The following is a 17,324-nucleotide window of genomic DNA, read 5'->3' as shown; positions in this document are numbered from 1 at the left end:
GCTGGTCGACACAGTCACACCGCGACCTGGTCATGAGCCCCGCAAAATGTCCGCGATGCCGGGGATATGCGCAAGTCGCCCCGTCTTGACTCGTCACTCTGGAATACTCTTGCGCGATCATGTCAACGAGCCCGGAGTGGGACGACCTCTTGCGTATCCCCCCTCGCCCCAACCCCCAGCGGACCTTCGATCCGCCCTCAGGCGTCGCTGCCCCGAGGCAGGGCGATCCGGCGGAGGTGGGACCGTACCGGATCACCGGACGGCTCGGGGCCGGCGGCATGGGGATCGTCTACGCGGGCGTCGACGCCGCCGGCCGGCGGGCCGCGGTCAAGCTGATCCACGACATGCATGCCGCGAACACCGAGTTCAGGGTACGGTTCCGGCGCGAGGTGGCGATGCTGCGCCGGGTCCAGGGCACCTGCTGCGTACGGATGCTCGCGGCCGACGCCGACGCCCGGCAGCCGTGGCTGGCGACGGAGTACATCGCCGGGCGCACGCTGGACGAGCACGTACGCGTCGAGGGGCCGCTCGGCGGCGACGGGTTGTTCGGGCTCGCCGCCGGGCTCGCGGAGGCGCTGGTCGCCGTCCATAGGGCGGGCGTGGTGCACCGGGATCTCAAGCCCTCCAACGTGATGATCTCTCCGGCGGGCCCGCGCCTGGTCGACTTCGGCATCGCCCGCGCGCTCGACGGCACGTCCCTCACGGCGACCGGCCACGTGATCGGCTCTCCGGGATGGGTGAGCCCTGAGGACTACGCCGGCACCCCGGCAGGACCGGCCGCCGACGTCTACGGCTGGGCGCTCGTCGTCGTGTACGCGGCGATGGGGGAGCAGCCGTACGGCGCCAGCCGCCCGGAGGTGCTCGCCCACCGGGTCATGACCGCGACGGTCGACACCGCCAAGGTGCCCGAGGGCCTGCGCCCGACGGTCGACAGGGCCCTGGCGAAGGCGCCCGGGGCACGTCCGGCCATGGCCGAGGTGCTGGCGGTGGTCGCCGACGCCTGGCGCGATCACCATGGCGAGACGGGGCGCCGGACGAGGGATCCCGCGACCGACGTCACGGCCCGGCTAAAGCGCGTCTGGGTCTTACCCGGGAACGCCGCCGGCCCGGGAGATACCGCACCTCCCGGGAGCGACGCCGCCAGACAGAGAGATACCGCGCCACCCGGGGGAGGTGTCGCCGACTGGCCGTCGGAGCCCGTCCGGGCGCGGAAGAGCCGCTTACGGCGAGCCTCGCCCGTCGTCGCCGTGGTGGCGGCCGTCGGGTGCGCGGGCGCGATCCTGCTCAACGTCCAGCCGGACTCACCCAGCGGGCGGCGTACGGAATCGTCGGCTTCCGCCACGGCCGGCGCCCCGTCGTCGCCACCGGCGTCCCCCGTGGCGAGCGTCCCGGACACCCCTGCGGACCTGGCCGCCGCCCTCGACCTGGCGATCAGTGCCACCCCCGCCGCCACCTTCTCCTTCGCCGGGGCCTTCACGCAGAGCAGCGTCTCCGCGAAGGCGAGTGGCCGCCTCCTGGGCCGCGATTCCTCGGCCGAGGACGACTTCCAGATGCGGATCACCCCCTCCGACACACCTGCCGCCAGCTACGTTGTCGCAGGCGGGGATCTGTACGTGGACAAGCCGGGCGCGTCCGCCATGGCCCTGGCGGATCAGAAGGCCGGGAGCGCGCGTTGGTACGCGTTCATGGTCGCCGGCCTGGCCGGGCCGTCCGTCGTCCACCAGGTGGTCATGCACTCCGCCGACATGCGCCGGACGGGCCGGACCTATCGCGGCGGCCTGCGCACGGCCGAGACGAGCGGCCGGTTGCGGATGTTGCTGAACTCCTGGCGGGGTGGGAACGCGGACGGGCAGGACGACAACTCGTACATCGATTACGAGCTCACCGTCGACGAGGACAACCGTCCGGAGAAATTCGTCCTGACCTGGAAGGTTCCGGTGAGCGGCAGCGGCATGTACGAGTCGGTGTTCACCACGACCTACCGCGGGTGGAAGGAGGCGGGGGAGATCTCCAAGCCCGCGGCGGGTTAGCCTCGCGAACCGCGCTCATCTCCTGTGCTCGTCCCCTGTGCTCGTCCCCCGTGCGAGCTACCGGCGAGTGTCCACCTCGCGGGGACGTATCCGGGACCGTCGATTCCCTAGCGTTGACAACGCGGTCAACGGCCCGCTTCGGCCGCTGTCCCATCGTATGAACCAATCACCGGAGGACATCATGATCCGCAAGCTCAAGACATCCGTCATGGCCGCGCTGTGCTGCACCGTGATCGGTGGGGGACTCGCCGGCTGTGACGGCGACGCGATGGAGAACTGGGACCCGTTCGCCGCCGCGACGCAGAAGGCCGATGCCGACCTGATCTCCGGGACCAAGAAGATCGACGTCGCCGGCCAGTCGGTGAACGTGTCCTGTTCGGGCGACCCGGCGCAGGGCGCTCCGGTCATCATCCTGATGCACGGAGCGGGGGATGGGCTGGACAAGATGGCCGCCGTCCAGAAGACGCTGAGCGAGAAGAACCGGGTCTGTTCGTACGACCGGCTCGGCTCGGGCGCGAGTGGCAAGCCGGAAGGCGCGCAGAGCCTGGACAGCACCGGGAAGGTCCTGACCGGGGTGCTCGACCGCGTCGCCGGTGACGGCCCGGTCGTGCTGGCCGGGCACTCGCTGGGCGGGCTGATCGCCGCCAGGTACGCCCCCGACCATCAGGACAGGGTCAAGGGAGTGGTCCTGATGGACGCCACGTCACCCACGATGCTCGGCGACATCAAGAAGGCGATCCCCGAGTCCGCCAAGGGCCCGGCGGCCGAGATGCGCGCGCAGAACCTCGCGGTGTTCGAGGGACAGAACCCGGAGATGCTCGTCATCACCGACGGGGAGGTCCGTTCCGCCGGGAACATCCCGGTGGAGGTGATCCAGCACGGGCAGCAGTACCTCGCGGCCATCCCCGAGTACGGGCCGAGCCTGGAGAAGGCGTGGGCCGCGGGCCAGCGCAAGTGGCTCGCGCTGTCCAGCGACAGCAAGCTCAGCACGGCCGCGAAGAGCGGGCACCACATCTACGTCGACCAGCCCGAAATCGCCGTCAAGGCCATCCAGCGCGTCACCTCGCAGGCGGCGAACGCTCGGTGACCTGTCGGGCCGCCGGCTACTCGAAAGGCCGGGCGGGGCGCAAGCCGTCGAACATGACGGTCAGCATGCGTTCGCGGGACTCCGGCGCGCCCTCGGAGGTCACCGCGATGCCGTACGCCATCCGCAGAATGTCGCGCGTCTCGACGTCCTGCCGGACGGCTCCGGCATCCTGTGCCGCACGCACGAGCTCGTCCGTGGCGTCGTTGAACCGCTCCTTGTCCTGCGAGAAGGCCTCGGGAGCCCTGGCCAGCGCGTCTTTCAGCGTCGTCGCGACACCTCGCTGCTCCTGCGCGGGAAGGAAATGCTCGCGCACCCAGCACTCCAGCGCCTCACCCGGGGCATGCCGCTCGGCGAACTCGGCGGCACGGTCGGTCAGGTCGGCGATGTCGGTCCGGTAGACGGCCTCGATGAGCACCTCGCGGGTGGGGAAGTGCCGGTACAGCGTGCCGGGCCCGACGCCGGCGCGCCGCGCGATGACGTCCAGCGGCGCCTCCGGGCCCAGCTCGGCGAACGCCTCGCGCGCGGTGGCGACGATGTGCTCGTAGTTGCGGCGCGCGTCGGCCCGCATCGGCCGCGGCTGTGACGGTGCGCCCACGGGGTCCTCCCAAACGTAACCGGACGGTCTCTCCACATCGCGTTGCCAAAGCGGAGACTTTCTCCATATAGTAGCCGACGCAAGCGGAGACATTCTCCGATTCCTGTCGCACACCGTGGAGATCTCCCATGCGTTACCGTACCCTCGGCCGCACAGGCATCCAGGTCAGCCCCTACGCACTCGGCGCCATGAACTTCGGCGCCATGTTCGACACCGGCCAGGACGCATCGATCCGCATCATCCACAAGGCACTCGACGCCGGTGTCAACCTGATCGACACCGCCGACGTGTACTCCCGCGGCGAGTCCGAGGAGATCGTCGGCAAGGCCATCCAGGACCGTCGCGACGCCGTCGTGCTCGCCACGAAGTTCGCCAACCCCATGGGCGAGGACCCCGGCCGGCGAGGCGCCTCCCGCCGCTGGATCATGACCGCTGTCGAGGACTCGCTGCGCCGGCTGCGGACCGACCACATCGACCTGTACCAGTACCATCGCCCCGACACCGAGACCGACCTGGAGGAAACGCTCTCCGCCCTCTCCGATCTGGTACGCAGCGGCAAGGTCCGCGTGATCGGCACCTCGAAGCAGCCGGCCATCGACATCGTCGAGGCGCAGTGGATCTCCGAGCGCCGTGGGCTCGAACGCTTCCGCTGCGAGCAGCCGCCCTACTCCATCCTGGACCGCGGCGCCGAACGCGACGTCCTGCCCGCCGTCCAGCGCTACGGCATGGGCGCCATCGTCTGGAGCCCGTTGGCGCAGGGCCTGCTCACCGGCCGCGTACGCAAGGGGCGGCAGTCGGCCCTGACCCGGAGCGGCCCCTACTTCGCGCATCTCAGCGATGAGCGCCGTATCGACGCCGTGGAGCAGCTCATCCCGATCGCGGAGGAAGCCGGGATCTCGCTGACCCACATGGCGATGGCGTTCGCGATCGCGCACCGTGGGGTGACCGCCGCGATCCTCGGCCCGCGCACGATGGAACAGCTCGACGACCTTCTCGCCGGTGCCGAGGTGGTGCTGAGCGACGACGTCCTCGACCGGATCGACATGATCGTCCCGCCGGGCACCGACGTCGGCCGGCTCCAGATGGTCTACGACCCGCCCGCCCTCACCGAGCCCCACCTGCGCCGACGCCCGACCGGCGAACGGATCGCCGCATAGATCGCCCCGCGAGCGGGACCGGCTGCTCACCCGTTGAGGGACGCGGCGCCGGCCGGCAATTCGGTGACGGACGCCGACAGGCGCAGGCATTCCAGAACGCTGTCCACCGTGGTGACCTCAGTGACCAGCGCGCGATCGGCCGAGGAGATGAAACCGCACTCCAGCGCCTGGTCCAGCCAGGTGAGCAGGGGGTCGAAGTATCCGCCGACGTTGGCCAGGGTGACTGATTTGGTGTGCAGGTCGAGCTGAGCCCAGGTGAGGACCTCCATCAGCTCCTCTATGGTCCCCATGCCTCCGGGCAGGGCGACGAAGCCGTCGGCCAGCGCGTACATCAACCTCTTGCGGTCGTGCATGGAGTCCACCACGTGCAGCTGGCTAGCGAAGCCGGCGACCTGCTCGCGTTCCAGCAGGTGGTGGGGAATGATGCCGGTCACGTGGGCGCCCAAGGAGGCGGCGCCTTCGGCGACGGCGCCCATGATGCCGGTCCGGCCACCTCCGTAGACCAGGTCGATGCTGTTCTGCCCGAGGCTCATACCGAGCTGCGTGGCGAACTCCATGTACTGGGGAGAGTTGCCGGGCCGCGATCCGCAGAATACGCATACCCGGAAGTTACGAGGGATCATGGTGCCTCCAAGAAGGTGACCTGCGTCTGTCGTGGTCGAAGCCGGGGCTTGGCCGCGGGCGCGGTGCGAAGGCACGCGGCCAGCGCCGCGACGGCGGGGGTTTCGAAGATCTGGTGGATGCCGACCTCGACACCCAGGTCGCGCCGGATGCCGTTGGCCAAGCGGATGGCCGACAGCGAGTCTCCGCCGAGGTCGAAGAAGTCGTCATCCAGGCCGACCTCGTCGGCGCCGAGAATCTCGGCGAACAGAGCGCACATGGCTCGCTGATCGTCGGTGATCGGTGAGCCGCCTCGGCGCTCCGAGCCGAAGTCGGGCAGCGGAAGCGCGTCCCGGTCGAGTTTCCCGTTGGTCGTCAGCGGCAGGTCCGCCACCAGGACGACGGCGGCCGGCGCCAGGTAGTGGGGCAGGGCTCGGCCGGCCCGGCTGCGGAGGGAGGAGGCATCGGCACCGTGCCGGTCCCGCGGAACCACATAGGCCACCAAGCGCCTGTCCCCAGGACGGTGCTCATGGACCACGACGGCGACCTGCGTGACCTCGGGCAGACCCAAGAACGCTGCTTCGACCTCGGCCGGCTCGACCCGGTGGCCGCGAATCTTCACCTGGTGGTCGGCGCGGCCGGCGAACTCCAGGTCACCGTCCGGGCGGTTCCACCCCAGGTCACCGGTCCGGTACATCCGGCTGCCAGGTGGGCCGAGCGGATCGGCGACGAACCGTTCGGCGGTCTGGCCCGGCTGGCCGCGATAGCCGCGGGCGAGGCCGGCGCCCGCGATGTAGATCTCACCCACCACCCCCGCGGGCAGGGGCCGCAGGGCGGCGTCCAGCACGTAGACACGGGTGTTGTCCATCGCCGTGCCGATCGGGACCGTCGCGCCGAGGTGGCCGGCGTCGCTGAAGGTCCGGCGGGTGGCGAACACGGCGGTCTCGGTCGGGCCGTAGACGTTGACGACGGACAATCCCGGCACCTCGCGCAGCGCGCGGTCGAAGGTGGAGACCCGCGCGGCCTCCCCGCCACTCCATACCTCGTGCAATCCGGCCAGGCAGCCGGGGTCGTCCTCGACCATGGCCGTGAACAGCTTCGCCGTCAGGAACATCGCGGTGACGCCATGCCGCCGGATCAACCGGGCGGCCTCGGCCGGGTCGAACCGGCCCGGCGACGTGAGGACGATCGTGCCGCCGCGAGCCAGAGGCACCCAGGTCTCGTAGGCGGTGGCATCGAAGGCGGGCGGCGAGTGTCCCAGCACCTTCTCCTGGCTGCCGTTGTGCCAGACGCGGTCGAGGACCAGGGCCACGAGGTTCTCGTGGGTGTTCACGATGGCCTTGGGCCGCCCGGTGGAACCGGAGGTATAGGTGACGTAGAGGCCGGTGTGCGGTCGCACCGGCGTGGTGAGCTCCTCGTCGGACAGGTTGGCGCTCAGCTGACCGGCCAACGCCTCAGCGGTCGGCGACGAGTCGAGGACCAGGAGCGGAGCCTCCAGGTCCGCCAGGCGGGGAGCCAGCGTCTCGTGCGTGATGACGCACAACGGCTCGGAGTCGGCCACCATCCGTGCGGTGCGCGGATCGATCTCGTCGGCGTTGAGCGGCAGATAGCAGGCCCCGGCTTTGATGACCGCCAGCATCGCGACCACCATGTCGGCGGAGCGTTCGAGGATCAGGGCCACGATCCGCTCGGGTCCGGCGCCGCGAGCCGTCAGCAGGCGAGCCAGCCGGTTGGCGCGTTCGTTCAGCTCCTGGTACGTCAGCGTCCCGGTTTCGGTGACGACCGCGGGCTGTGCCGGTGTGCCGGCCGCCTGCGCCTCGACGAGCCGCGTCAGCGAGCCGGCGGGCAGGGGCGCGTCGGCGTGGGCCCAGTCCTGTCGCAGCCGGTCGAGCTCGGCCCCGGACAGCAGCCGAGCCGTCCCGACGCACCGCCCCCCGGAGTCGGGGAGATCGGTGAGCGAGGACGCCATCTGGTCACCGATGGAGTCCACGACCGAGCGGTCCAGGAGATCCGGTGCGTAGGCCAGGCGCATGCGTAGCTCCGGGCCGGGCGCCGCCTGGATGGCAAGGGGATAGTGGGTGCCGTCGTCGGCGGACAACACCTCCACGACCAGCTCACCGGCGACCGCTGCGGCTTCGCCGAAACCGTCGGGATAGCTCTGGAACGAATACGCCGTGTCGAACAGCGGCCCCATGCCCAACTGCTGTTGGATCCGGCTGAGTCGGAGGTGATGATGGGAGAGCAGCCGGGACTGCGCGGCCCACAACGCCCGCAGCGTCTCGTTCCAGGTCTGCTGTGGACGGCAGCGTACGCGGACCGGGATCGTGTTGACGAACAACCCGATCATCCGGTCGACGTTCGGAATCTCCGCCGGGCGGCCGGAGACCGTCGCGCCGAACACCGCGTCGTCGCGGTTCGTCCGGCCGGCGAGCGTTACGCCGCAGACGCCTTGTAAGACGGTGTTGAGCGTCAGCCCGCTCGCGCGTGCGTAACCGATGAGGCGGCCGGTCGCTTCCGCCGGCAAGGTCAGGTCGAGCGACTCCCGCCTGCCGCCGGTCCCGTCATGCGCCGGAGCGATCAAGGTGGGTTCCTCGATGCCGCGGAGCTCGTCCAGCCAGGCCCGCTCGGTCGCCTCATGGTCCTGCCGGTCGAGCCAGCTGAGGTAGTCGCGGTACGGGAGCACCTCGCCGGAGCGGACCCGGCCGCGTCGCTCGTCGTGGTAGAGCTCGAACAACTCCTGCAACAGCAGCGGAGCCGACCACCCGTCGATCAAGATGTGGTGCACGGTCAGCACGAGGCGGTGGACCCCCGAGCCGAGCTTGATCAAGGCGAACCGCAGGAGCGGCGCGGCGGTCATGGTGAACGGAAGTTCCCGCTCCTCGTCCGTGAGCTTGGCGAGGCTCCGTTCGGCGGAGGCCGGGTCGTCGGAGAGATCCACGAAACGCCAGGGGACCTCCACCTCCCGCACGACAAGCTGAGCCAGTTCGCCGCCGCGGCGTTGCACGAACGCCGCCCGGAGGTTCCCGTGGCGCCGGACCAGTTCGTGGGCGGCCTGCCGGAGAGCGTCGACATCCAGCGGGCCGCGCAGCCCCAGCACCCACTGGCCGACGTAGACGTCCGCCCTGGAGCGATCGTAGTTGGCGTGGAACCACAGCCCCTCCTGCAACGGGGTGAGCGGCAGAACCTCTTCGATCAGCGAGGCCTTCATCGGCGTACGCCTCCTTCGAGCACCTCGTCGAGATCCGAGCCGACCCGGTCGATCAGCTGACCGGCCAGCAGGTCATCGGTAGTGCCGGCGTAGTGGTGAACGGTGATGTCACCGTCGATGTACGGCCGCCAGGTTTCCACGATCGGGATCGGACGGCCGGCGTCGTCGGCATCGGCGGCGAAGAGATGCACGGGCCCGCGGAGGGCCTTCTCCGGCGGACGGTAGTCCCACTCGATCCGCGGATTGTTCAGACCGATGTCGACCAGGCGGCGGACCTGCCCTGGGGTGAAGCCCTGTTCCCGGAGCGACTTGCTGCCGTCCAGTGCCGAGGACACCGCGTCCGGGGTGAGGTCGACACCGTCCTTGACGACGTCATGGTCCTCCAGCAACGCTGCGAGCACCTCGGCGGCGGGCGGGCATTCGGTGTACGCCTGCCAGCCCAGCGGATGTGGTCCGACCAGAGCCAGCAGGCCGACCTCCGCGCCGTCCCGCTGCAACTGCCGAGCCATTTCGAAGGCCACCACGGCGCCGAAGCACCAGCCGAGCAGGTGGTACGGCCCTTCCGGCCGGATCCGGCGGAGCTGCGCCACGTAATCCTCGGCCATGGCCTCGATGCTGGCCGGCAGCGGGGCGGGCTCGTCGAGGCCACGCGCCTGGATTCCGTACACCGGACGGTCCGCCGAGAGGTGCCGGGCCAGGTTGAGGTAGCCCCAACTGGCGCCGCTGGCCGGGTGGACGCAGAACAGGGGCGTCGCCGAGCCGTGGGGGCTGATGGGAATCAGGACCTCGGCCGGTCCGCCCCGGCCCTCTTTGATCTTGCCGGCGAGCGCGGCCGGCGTCGGGGCGCCGAAGAGGTCGGTCAGTCTCACCTCGACCTGGAGAGCGTTGCGAATGCCGGCCGCGACGCGCGCCAGCAGGATCGAATTCCCACCGAGGTCGAAGAAGTTGGCATCGGGACCAGGCGTGGGGATGCTCAACGTCTCCGCGAACAACTCGCACAGATAGCGTTCCAGCTCGGTGCCGACCGCTCGTCCTCCGGGCGGGGACATCGCCGGCTTCGGCAGCGCGGCGCGGTCGATCTTGCCTGCCGGGGTCAGGGGGAGGCGGTCCAGCAGGACCCATGCCGCGGGGATCATGTAGTCGGGCAGGAACCGCGCGAGGTGGGCGTGCAGGTCGGCCGGGCTCGGGCGGGTGTCAGCGGCCGGGACGACATAGCCGACGAGCAGATGATCGGCGTCGGTGGCAGGGGGTATGGCCACCACTGCCTCACTGACGCCGGGATGGCGCAGGATCCCGGCCTCGATCTCGCCCAGCTCGATCCGGTAGCCGCGGAGCTTCACCTGATGATCGGCACGCCCCAGGAACTGGATGGTGCCGTCAGGCGTGAACCGCGCCAGATCTCCCGTGCGGTATACGCGCGTGCCCGGGGGGCCGTAGGGATCGGCGACGAAGCGGCCGGCGCTCAGTCCGGGCTGGTTCAGGTAACCGCGCGCGACACCCGTGCCGGCGATGTAGAGCTCGCCGACGACTCCGGGCGGTACCGGCCGGAGGAAACGGTCCAGGACATAGATGCGGGTGTTCGCGATGGGCTTGCCGATCGGCACCGGCGAGGATGCGTCGAAGTCCTCGGCGAGCTGGTGAACGGTGCAGCCCACGACGGTCTCCGTCGGGCCGTATTCGTTGATGAGTCGGGCTTGTGGTGCGATGTGTCGCCAGGCGGTGGCGGTTTCGGCGCGGAGTTCGTCGGCTCCGATGACGTAGGTGCGTACGGAGGTGAGTGTGGTGTTGGTGGGGAGTAGTTCGCGGAGCATGTCGAGGTGGCCGGGGGTGATTTTGAGGAGGCTGTAGTCGGTGGGTTGGCGCAGGAGGTGGGCGTGGTGTTGGTGGTGGGGGTCGGGTGGGAGGAGGGTGATGTTCTTGCCGGTGATGAGGGGGAGGAAGAAGTTGGGGATGGAGAGGTCGACGGCGATGGAGCCGAGCATGGGGGCGCCGTGGTGGGCGTCGGTGTGGTAGCCGTCGGTGGCCCAGTGGAGGTAGTTGATGAGGGCGCGGTGGGTGATGAGGACGCCTTTGGGTTGTCCGGTGGAGCCGCTGGTGTAGATGGTGTAGACGAGGTTGTCGGGGCTGTGGGTGGGTGGTGGGTTGGTGTTGGGGTGGGTGGTGTTGGGGGGTTGGTTGTCGAGGGTGTGGATGGTGCCGGGGTAGTCGGTGGGGAGGCGGTGGGTGAGGGTGGTGTGGGTGAGCAGGGTGGTGGCGGTGGTGTCGTGGAGGACGTGGGCGAGTCGGTCTGCTGGGTGGTGGGGGTCGAGGGGGACGTAGGCGGCGCCGGCTTTGAGGATGGCGAGGAGGGCGACGAACGTGTGGGGGCTGTGTTCGAGGCATACGGCTACGAAGGTTTCGGTGGTGACGCCTGTGGCGCGTAGGTGCCAGGCGAGTTGGTTGGCTTGTTTGTTGAGGGTGTCGTAGGTGATCTCGGTGCCGTCGGTGTCGACGATGGCTACCGCGTCGGGTCGCTGGGCCACTTGTTCCTCGAACAGCTCGGACAGGGTCGTGTCCGGGATCTCCAGCTCCGTGGCGTTCCAGGTGCCGACGATGCGTTCGTGCTCGTCGCTGGAGAGGATGGCGAAGCGGCTGATCGGCTGATCGGGATCGGCTGCGGCGGTTTCCAGGACGCGCAGATAGCGCTGGGCCAGAGCCTCGGCGGTGGACCGGTCGAAGACATCCTCGGCGTACTCCAGGCGGCCGACGACTCCGGCGGGGTTTCCCGCGGCGTCGCTCCTGGCGAACAGCATGAACGTCAGGTCGAACTTGGCGGCCCCACTCGGGACCGGTTCGGGCCGCGTCCGCAGGCCGGGCAGCACGAGCTCCTGCTCGTCGTCCTGATGAAGCTCGAACAGGACCTGGAACAGAGGATTGCGGCTGAGTGATCGCGTGGGCCGGAGAGCGTCCAGCAAGCGCTCGAACGGGAGCTCCTGGTGCGCGAACGCCGCGAGGTCCGCCGCTCGGACGCGATCCACCGATTCCGCGAACGTCGGGTTGGCCGAGAGGTCGGCGCGCAGGACGAGCGAGTTGATGAACAACCCCACCACGCCGTCGAGCGCTTCGTCGGACCGTCCGGCGACGGTGGTGCCGATCGCGACGTCGTCCCCTGAGCCCAGCGCCGACAGCAGGACGGCCAACGCGGTGTGCGTGACCATGAAGAGGCTGGCTCGCGACCGTCGGGCCAGCCCGGCGAGGGCTTCGTGCAGGTCGGGGGAGAGCTCGAAGTCGACCATGCCGCCGCGGTGGCTCGGCACGGGCGGCCGGGGCCGATCGGTGGGCAGTGTGAGCTCCTCGGGCATCCCGGCCAGCGCCGACCGCCAATACTCCAGCTGCCGGCTGATCGTGCTGCCGGGATCGTTCTCGTCGCCCAGGACCTCGTGTTGCCAGGCCACGTAGTCCCTGTAGTCCACGGTCGCTTCCGGCCAGTCGGGCGCCGTTCCCGTCAGCCGGGCGGCATAGGCGGTGGACAGGTCGCGCATCAGCGGCGCGATGGACAGGCCATCGGCGGCGATATGGTGCAGGGTCACCAGCAAGGCGTGTTCGTCGGGACGCAACCGGAACAGCGTCACCCGGATCGGCAGATCGCTGGGCAGGTCGAAGCCGGCTCGCGTCCGGTCAGCCAGCAGGGCGGGGAGTTCCTCCTCGCCGCACTCGACGACCTCCATGACCGGCCGGGCCGCGACGCCCTCGCGGAGCACCGGACGGGGGACGCCGTCGGGTGCGGGGAAAACCGTGCGCAGAGTCGAATGCCGGTCGACGACGTCGCCGATCGCCGCCCGCAGCGCTGCTCGGTCCAGGACCCCGTACAGGCGGACGGCGATCGGGATGTTGTAGGCGGCGCTGGATGCGCCCAGCTCGTTCATCAGCCACAGACGTGTCTGGGCCGGGGACATGAATGCGGCGGGTGTCTGCGTGGTAGGTGACACAGGAGTCAGTGTCGGAGGGCGGTGAGACGCCGCTCAATGAGGTGCGGGCAACCCGCACCCGAGCTGCCGCGATATCTGCCCACGGCAGTTCCGGTGGCAGAATGCCCGACACCTCTTGCCCATCTCCGCCGAAGGTCCGCAGGCTGATGCCCATGGTCTCAGTTCCGTGTGGTCCGGCGCCCTTCGACATGGCGCCCGAGCGTGACCTGTGTTAGCCGTTCTGCGCCGACGGGACTTCACCCTCCTGTGGTTCGGCGGGCTCATCTCGGAGATCGGCGACTGGCTGCTGCTGATCGGACTGCCGGTCTACGTCTTCATGCTGACGTCCTCCACGCTCGCCATGGCGACCGTGTTCATCCTGGAGCTGGTTCCGGCTGTCGTCTTCGGCTCACTGGCCGGGGTCTTGGTGGATCGGTGGAACCGGCAGGTCACGATGGTCGTGGTCGCGACGGCGCAGGGCGTACTCCTGCTGCCGCTGCTGGCCGTGCACCACAGCGACCAATTGTGGATCGTGTATCTCATCGCACCTGCTCAGGCGCTGCTGGCCCAGCTCTTCGAGCCGGCCAGGAGCGCCGCGCTGCCGACCCTGGTCCCTGCTGAGGATCTGGTGTCGGCCAACAGTCTCATGGGGCTCAGCGCCAACGTCGCTCGCTTGATCGGCAGCTCGCTCGGCGGCCTGGCCGTCGCCTCGGGCGGCCTGACGACGGTGGTGATCGGCGATGCGGTCACCTATCTGCTCGCGGCCCTGGTCATCGCCATCGCCCGCTTCCCCCGGAAGGGGGCTGGGCACGGGTCTGAAGCCGAGCGGCCGACGCTGCTACGCGCCTGGTACGAAGGCATGGCCTTCATCATCAGCCGCCGCGACGTCCGTAACCTCTTGCTGAGTACGGCGGCCGGTTCGATCGCCCAGGGGATGTTCCTGGTGCTGTTCGTCGTCTTCGTCGCCGAGGTCCTGCACGGTGGCGGCACTGAGATAGGGGTGCTGCGCGGTGTGCAAGCCATCGGCGGCGTCATCGGCGGCTTCGTCATCGCCTGGGTCGGTGCGCGGGCCGGTCACCGTAGCCTCATCGTCGGCGGCGCCCTCCTGGTCGGTCTGCTCTCCCTGACCATGTGGAACAGCTCCTACTTCACCCAGGCCATGACGTTGTACGTGCTGTTGTTCATCGCCGTGGGAATTCCGGGGATCGCCAATTCCACGGGCACGTTCGCCCTTCTCCAGCAGGCTCTTCCCGACGAATACCTGGGGCGCGTCATGGCCGCCTTCCTCACGGTGTTCGGCGGCTTCCAGGCTCTGGGCATGCTGATCGCCGGGCTGGCCGACGGGTTCGTCGACACCGTCGTCCTGCTGGACGTTCAGGCAGGCTTCTACATTCTCGCTGCGGTGATCGCCTATTTCGGCCTTTCCCGCAAGGTGCCAGGCGCAGCAGCCGGCCGGCTTCGTAACCACCCAACAGGGAGCATCAAATGATCAAGTCAGTGGTGATCGTCGGCGGCGGGACCGCCGGGTGGATGACCGCGACCTATCTCAAGGCCGCTTTCGGCGATCGCCTCGACGTGACGCTCGTGGAGTCGGCGCGCGTGGCCACGATCGGCGTCGGCGAGGCGACCTTCAGCACCGTACGTCACTTCTTCGACTACCTCGGGCTCGACGAGCGGGACTGGATGCCGCCCTGCTCAGGTTCGTACAAGCTGGGCATCAGGTTCCAGGACTGGCGGGCGCCCGGCCACCACTTCTACCACCCGTTCGAGCGCATGCGGGTGGCCGACGGGTTCAACCTGGCCGAGTGGTGGCTCAAGGAGGGCGACCACAGCCGGACGTTCGACCTCGGCTGCTTCGTCACCCCCTACCTGTGCGAGGCGCGCCGCTCGCCCAGGACCATGGACGGGTCACTGTTCGCGGCCTCCCTCGACGACTCGCTCGGCCGCTCCACCCTGGATGAGCAGCGGGCGCAGTTCCCGTACGCCTATCACTTCGACGCCGCCCTGCTGGCTTCCTTCCTGACCGAGTACGGCGTGGCCCGCGGCGTCAAGCACGTCGTGGACGACGTGGTCGACGTCGGCCAGGACGAGCGGGGCTGGATCAGCCACGTCACCACGCAGGGGCAGGGCAGGGTGGCGGGCGACCTGTTCGTGGACTGCACCGGGTTCCGCGGGCTGCTGATCAACAAGACGCTGGGGGAGCCGTTCGACTCCTTCGAGGACGTGCTGCCCAACAACCGGGCCGTCGCGTTGCGCGTGCCACGCGATCCCGCGCGGAACGAGATCGCCCCGTACACGACCGCGCACGCGATGGACGCGGGCTGGATCTGGACCATCCCCCTGTACGGCCGCAACGGCAACGGCTACGTGTACTCCGACGCCTACTGCACGCCGGAGCAGGCCGAGCGCACGCTCAGGCAGCACGTGGCGCCCGGCATGGACGATCTGGAGGCCAACCACATCCGGATGCGGATCGGCCGCAACCGCCGCTCCTGGGTGAACAACTGCGTGGCCGTCGGCCTGTCCAGCGCGTTCGTCGAGCCGCTGGAGTCCACCGGGATCTTCTTCATCCAGCAGGCGATCGAGCAGCTCGTCAAGTACTTCCCGGACGCCAGGTGGGACCCGGCGCTCGCCGAAAGCTACAACCGGCGCGTCGCGCATGTCGTGGACGGGGTCAAGGAGTTCCTGGTCCTGCATTATCGGGCGGCGGCGCGGAACGACACCCTCTACTGGCAGGACGCCAAGACCCGCGCGCTGCCCGAGGGGCTCGCCGAGCGACTGCGGCTGGCCTCCTCGGTGCTGCCGGACGACCACGGCATCTACCCGCACTACCACGGGTTCGAGACGTACTCGTGGATCACGATGCTGCTCGGGCTCGGCCGGCAGCCGGCGCGGCCCAGGCCCGCGCTGGAGCATCTGGACCCGGCCAGAGCCCGCGCCGAGCTGGCGATGGTGCAGAGCGACGCCCGGCAGCTCGTCGCCGGGCTGCCCTCAGCCCGGGAGTACTTGGTGTCGATCAACGAGAAGGGCCGGTGACATGGGAATCGCCGGCACCCGGCCGGTGACGGGGGCCGAGTACCGAGCGCTGATGAGCGCGTTCCCGACCGGAGTGGCGGTGATCACCGCCGTGGACGCGGGCGGCCGGCCCCACGGCATGACCTGTACCTCGCTGACCAGCGTGACCGTGTCCCCACCCGTCCTGCTGACCTGCCTGGACGTGCGGAGCGGCACGCTGGGCGCAGTGCTCGACGGCGGCGCGTTCGCGGTGAACCTGCTGCGCGCCGGCAGCCGCCACACGGCCGAGTTGTTCGCCTCGGTCGCCTCCGACCGGTTCGACCGGGCGGCGTGGCGGCCGTCGCGGCTGCTCGGTGTGCCGTGGCTGCATGCCGACTCCTTCGCCAGGGCCGAGTGCGCCGTGAAGGAGACGGTGGTCGTGGGCGACCATGTGATCGTGCTGGGCGACGTCGTGAGCGTCGACCAGGAGCGGGACGTGCCGCTGCTGTACGGGCTGCGCGGGTTCGCGCACTGGCCGGGAGAGATGGCTCCCTAGCGTGGCCAGGCGAGTCCGGCCCGCCTGGCCACAGCGTGTCCTCGTCGATACCGGGATCCTGCGCGACGCGCCTACCGGTCTCCCCGGCGGTCCGTGCGGACACGCCCGCTGAGCGGAGGCCGCGCCTGGCCGGTCGGCGCCGTCATGGACTGACCTCCAAAGCGGCGCCGACCGCGGTCGCGACCGCCGTGCGGTTGTCGTGGAGGAAGAAGTGGCCGCCGTCGAACAGGCGCACCTCGACCTCCGCGACGGAGTGGGACCGCCAGCCGTACAGCTGGGCCTGCGGAGTGACGGAATCGCTTCGCCCGCCGAACACCGAGATCGGGCAGTCCAGGGGCGCACCGGCGACGAAGCGATAACCCTCCGCCGCGTCGATGTCGGCGCGCAGGGCGGGCAGCACCATGGCGAGCAGGTCCGGGGAGTCAAGGACCTCCTGCGGCATGCCTCCGTACCGGATGACCTTGTCGAGGAAATCCCTGTCGGACAGATCTCGGATCGGCGGAGTGCCGACGTCCGCGTCGGGCGCCCGGTGGGCTGATACGAACAGGCGGCGAGGGGCGGGCAGCTCTCGGGCGCGCATCTCGCGGGCCAGCTCGAAGGCGACCAACGCCCCGAAACTGTGGCCGAAGAGCGCGTACGGCTGTCCGGTCGCCGCGGTGGCGGCCAGGTCGGCCGCGACCGCGGCGACCATCTGCCCGATATCGGCGAGCGGTGGCTCGCTGATCCGTGATTCTCGTCCCGGCAGCCGGATCGCGCTCATCGCCACGGTCGGTGGAAGGAGGGCGGGCCAGTGGCGGAAGACGGCTGCTCCGCCACCGGCGTACGGGACGCAGAATAGCCGCACGGTCGCCGACGACAGGGGGGAGAGCGGCCCTCCCCAGCTTTGCTCGGTGGTGCTCATGCCTGTGCGGGGCGGGCGTCCGCGGCGGCTGCCATGTTCAGCACCAGGCTCTTGGGCCGCATGTCGGTCCAGGTCTCCTCGATGTAGTCCAGGCAGTCCTGGCGGCTGCTGTTCTCGATCACCGCCGACCATCCGGCCGGGATCTCGGCGAAGGCCGGCCAGAGGGAGTACTGCTCTTCGGCGTTGATCAGCACGTGGTAGCGGGCGTCTTCGTCCTCGAACGGGTTCGACATCAGGTTCTCCTTCGGG

General features: G+C 69.6%; 12 protein-coding genes. 6 read left to right on the top strand and 6 right to left on the bottom strand.

Features of this window, described 5'->3' with window-relative positions; genetic code table 11:
- Positions 1-149: 149 nt before the first annotated feature.
- Together ACIBQX_RS36450 and ACIBQX_RS36445 are read left to right on the top strand one after the other, a co-directional pair.
- Positions 150-2,030: a serine/threonine protein kinase gene (locus ACIBQX_RS36450; RefSeq protein ID WP_397012737.1), complete on the top strand. Its 1,881-nt coding sequence runs from the start codon at positions 150-152 to the stop codon at positions 2,028-2,030.
- A gap of 181 nt (positions 2,031-2,211) precedes the next feature.
- Positions 2,212-3,117 (top strand): alpha/beta fold hydrolase, encoded by a 906-nt coding sequence (locus ACIBQX_RS36445; protein WP_397012735.1) that lies wholly within the window; start codon positions 2,212-2,214, stop codon positions 3,115-3,117.
- Between the two features lie 16 nt (positions 3,118-3,133).
- On the opposite strand, the gene ACIBQX_RS36440 is transcribed toward ACIBQX_RS36445, so the two are convergent.
- On the bottom strand, positions 3,134-3,712 hold the full coding sequence (locus ACIBQX_RS36440) for a TetR/AcrR family transcriptional regulator (protein ID WP_397012733.1): 579 nt from the start codon (positions 3,710-3,712) through the stop codon (positions 3,134-3,136).
- Between the two features lie 128 nt (positions 3,713-3,840).
- Between ACIBQX_RS36440 and ACIBQX_RS36435 the strand changes: the two genes are divergently transcribed.
- Complete coding sequence (locus ACIBQX_RS36435; protein WP_397012731.1) at positions 3,841-4,869, top strand: aldo/keto reductase; 1,029 nt, start codon at positions 3,841-3,843, stop codon at positions 4,867-4,869.
- 26 nt (positions 4,870-4,895) lie between these two features.
- On the opposite strand, the gene ACIBQX_RS36430 is transcribed toward ACIBQX_RS36435, so the two are convergent.
- Genes ACIBQX_RS36430 through ACIBQX_RS36420 form a run of 3 tightly spaced genes read right to left on the bottom strand, consistent with a single transcriptional unit; the run spans position 4,896 to position 12,645 of the window.
- Positions 4,896-5,492, bottom strand: a complete 597-nt coding sequence (locus tag ACIBQX_RS36430; protein ID WP_397012729.1) for a TIGR00730 family Rossman fold protein — start codon at positions 5,490-5,492, stop codon at positions 4,896-4,898.
- The gene (locus tag ACIBQX_RS36425) at positions 5,489-8,677 is read right to left on the bottom strand and encodes an amino acid adenylation domain-containing protein (RefSeq protein ID WP_397012727.1); all 3,189 of its coding nucleotides are present in this window, start codon (positions 8,675-8,677) and stop codon (positions 5,489-5,491) included. Before ACIBQX_RS36425 ends, ACIBQX_RS36430 begins: the two co-directional genes overlap by 4 nt.
- The gene (locus tag ACIBQX_RS36420; protein ID WP_397012725.1) at positions 8,674-12,645 is read right to left on the bottom strand and encodes an amino acid adenylation domain-containing protein; all 3,972 of its coding nucleotides are present in this window, start codon (positions 12,643-12,645) and stop codon (positions 8,674-8,676) included. Before ACIBQX_RS36420 ends, ACIBQX_RS36425 begins: the two co-directional genes overlap by 4 nt.
- A 208-nt stretch (positions 12,646-12,853) precedes the next feature.
- Between ACIBQX_RS36420 and ACIBQX_RS36415 the strand changes: the two genes are divergently transcribed.
- Genes ACIBQX_RS36415 through ACIBQX_RS36405 form a run of 3 tightly spaced genes read left to right on the top strand, consistent with a single transcriptional unit; the run spans position 12,854 to position 16,174 of the window.
- Positions 12,854-14,113 carry an MFS transporter gene (locus ACIBQX_RS36415; protein WP_397012723.1) on the top strand — a complete coding sequence of 420 codons (1,260 nt, stop codon included), beginning with the start codon at positions 12,854-12,856 and terminating at the stop codon, positions 14,111-14,113.
- The gene (locus ACIBQX_RS36410; protein ID WP_397012721.1) at positions 14,110-15,660 is read left to right on the top strand and encodes a tryptophan halogenase family protein; all 1,551 of its coding nucleotides are present in this window, start codon (positions 14,110-14,112) and stop codon (positions 15,658-15,660) included. The genes ACIBQX_RS36415 and ACIBQX_RS36410 overlap by 4 nt, the downstream gene beginning before the upstream one ends.
- Position 15,661: 1 nt before the next feature.
- Positions 15,662-16,174 (top strand): flavin reductase family protein, encoded by a 513-nt coding sequence (locus tag ACIBQX_RS36405; protein ID WP_397012719.1) that lies wholly within the window; start codon positions 15,662-15,664, stop codon positions 16,172-16,174.
- Between the two features lie 142 nt (positions 16,175-16,316).
- Here ACIBQX_RS36405 and ACIBQX_RS36400 read toward each other — a convergent pair whose 3' ends face one another.
- Together ACIBQX_RS36400 and ACIBQX_RS36395 are read right to left on the bottom strand one after the other, a co-directional pair.
- Positions 16,317-17,075 carry a thioesterase II family protein gene (locus tag ACIBQX_RS36400; RefSeq protein ID WP_397012718.1) on the bottom strand — a complete coding sequence of 253 codons (759 nt, stop codon included), beginning with the start codon at positions 17,073-17,075 and terminating at the stop codon, positions 16,317-16,319.
- Complete coding sequence (locus tag ACIBQX_RS36395) at positions 17,072-17,308, bottom strand: MbtH family protein (protein WP_397012717.1); 237 nt, start codon at positions 17,306-17,308, stop codon at positions 17,072-17,074. Before ACIBQX_RS36395 ends, ACIBQX_RS36400 begins: the two co-directional genes overlap by 4 nt.
- Positions 17,309-17,324: the final 16 nt, after the last annotated feature.

This window comes from Nonomuraea sp. NPDC049714 (genome assembly GCF_044465295.1).
GTDB lineage: Bacteria > Actinomycetota > Actinomycetes > Streptosporangiales > Streptosporangiaceae > Nonomuraea.
This window is presented reverse-complemented; position numbering and strand designations above follow the sequence as displayed.